The sequence below is a fragment of the Natrinema soli genome, from assembly GCF_028618695.1.
In genome coordinates, this window is the sequence record NZ_JAQIVI010000024.1 from 1 (window position 1) to 2,097 (window position 2,097).

2 protein-coding genes are annotated in these 2,097 nt (G+C 68.0%); both read right to left on the reverse strand.

The window, feature by feature from the left end:
- A partial coding sequence (locus PGX04_RS01940; RefSeq protein ID WP_273736978.1) for an NAD(+)/NADH kinase occupies nucleotides 1-604 on the reverse strand: 604 nt, incomplete at its 3' end.
- Nucleotides 605-906: 302 nt separating this feature from the next.
- Nucleotides 907-2,097 (reverse strand): M28 family metallopeptidase (locus PGX04_RS01945; RefSeq protein ID WP_273736979.1); only part of this gene is annotated, 1,191 nt, incomplete at its 5' end.

Consider the following 2,097-nt stretch of genomic DNA (forward strand, 5'->3'; position numbering starts at 1 on the left):
CGCTCGCGTAGCCGTGGCTCCCCGCCGGCGTCGCCGCGACGACCCCGTCGGCGCGAAAGGTTGCGACCGACTCGTCCCGACTTCGGACGCCGTACTCGGAGATTCTCGCCGGTTCGTCGGTGACCAGCGTCACGTCGAACAGCGCGCGCTCTCCCCCCTCGATGTCGTTCCGATCGGTCCCCGATTCCGTTCGATCGGTCTCCGATTCGGTATCGAGTTCCGTTTCGGGTCTCGATCTCGACCCGAGGGAGACGCCGAAGACAGGCCGAGAGCGCTGAACGGCGCGTCCCTCGAGCGTCGCCCCGACCGCGTCGGGAAGGTGATTGCGGTCAACCGACTCCATTCCTGTGACGGGGCCGACCGGGAGAACGGGCGTTTCGACGCCGGCGCGAGCGACCGCCGACAACGCCGCTTCGTCGACCGTCACGAGCACCGACGGCTCCGCCGAGAGAACGGCGTCGAGACCACCGGTGACGATCGTCCCGTCCGCATCGGCGAGCGCCGACTCGAGCTCCTCGACGGTCTCGGTGGCATCGCTCGGATCCGCTTCGCGGTCGACGACGCCGACGACGGGCGAATCGCCCGCGCTCCACGCGGCATCCATGACCGGCAGTTCACACGGCCCGCTCAAAAGCGTACGGTTGTCGGTCGCCGACCGCGCGCCGGCGGTCGATTGCAGTCGGCGGCGATATCCACGTAGCAGCGAAAATCGTTCTTGCTCACCCTGTTCGCTCACGGCTCGTTCTACTCACCGTTCGCGTCCCCGCGGTTCTCGCTCACTCTGTCCGCTCACGGCTCGTTCCACTCACCGTTCGCATTTCCGCGGTTCTCGCTCACTCTGTTCGCTCCGAACCGCGCGTCGCTCCGAACCGCGCTACCCTCGTGCGCTCGGGCGTGCGTTGCCGGTCAATTACTCCCGGATTGATCGTAAGGCCAGTCGCCGGTGATCCGCATCCCTTCGGCGAGGTCCTGCGACTCGAGGTCGGCCGCGATCGCGTCGGGTTCCCGGTGGTCGATCGTCACGTCCTCGCGGGCGAGTGCGACGACGTACTCGGTCAGGAGAATCGCCTGCTCGGACAGGGTTCGGGGCTCGAGTTTCTCGATCGTATCGGCGAAGGTGTGGCCCCACCCCCGCCCCGCACCGTCGGACAGCGATTTGACGTGACAGCCGGGCACGCCCCACTTGACGAACGGCCAGTGGTCGCTGTGGGGGCCGAGTTTCGGCACGGTGCCGATCGGATGGTCGTACCGGTCCGCGACGTCGTTCGCCACGTCCCGGAGCGCGTCGAATCCGTGGGTGACGATCGAGAGCGTCCGATCGCGGACGACGCCGTCGTTGTTGACCACGGCATTGATCGACTCGCGATCGAGTCGCTCGGCGGCCCGCGTCGAGCCGACCAGCCCGACCTCCTCCGCGCCGAAGGCGACGAACTCGATGCGGGTCTCGAGCTCCGCCTCGCGATCCGCGAGGGCGTTCGCGATCTCGACGATCATCGCGGTTCCCGCCCCGTTGTCCATCGCTCCCTCGGCGATGTCGTGAGCGTCGACGTGGCTCGTCACGAGGACGCGATCGTCGGTGTCGGGACCGAGTTCGGCGCGAACGTTCTGGCTCGTCGCGGGGTGGATATCGGCTTCGACGGAGAGCGTGATCGACTCCCCGTCGAACCGACGGGCCAGCCGCGACCCGACCTCGCTCGAGACGCCGACAGCCGGGATTGCGCCGACGGGTTCCTCGTCCGTTCCCACGCTACCGGTCGGAGGAAGGCAGCCCTCGACGTGATTTCGGTAGACGAACCCCACCGCGCCGTTCTCGACGGCGTGATAGTACTTCTCCCGGCGGTGGAGATGCCGGTCGTAGTAGTCGGGCACGTCGCTGCGGACCATGACGATAGCGTCCTCGACGTCGCTCCCCTCGAAGTCCGCGGGGAGGCCGTAGCCGAGATCGATCAGCGGCGCGACGACGCGTTCGGACGGACTGCGCGGCAGCGCGATACAGTCCTGCGTGGTGTCGCCGGCCGTGATCGCGCTGTCGCCCCGGGTCCAGCCCTGAATCTCGAACGACTCGAGTCGGGCGTTTCGCGCGCCGACGTCGGCCAG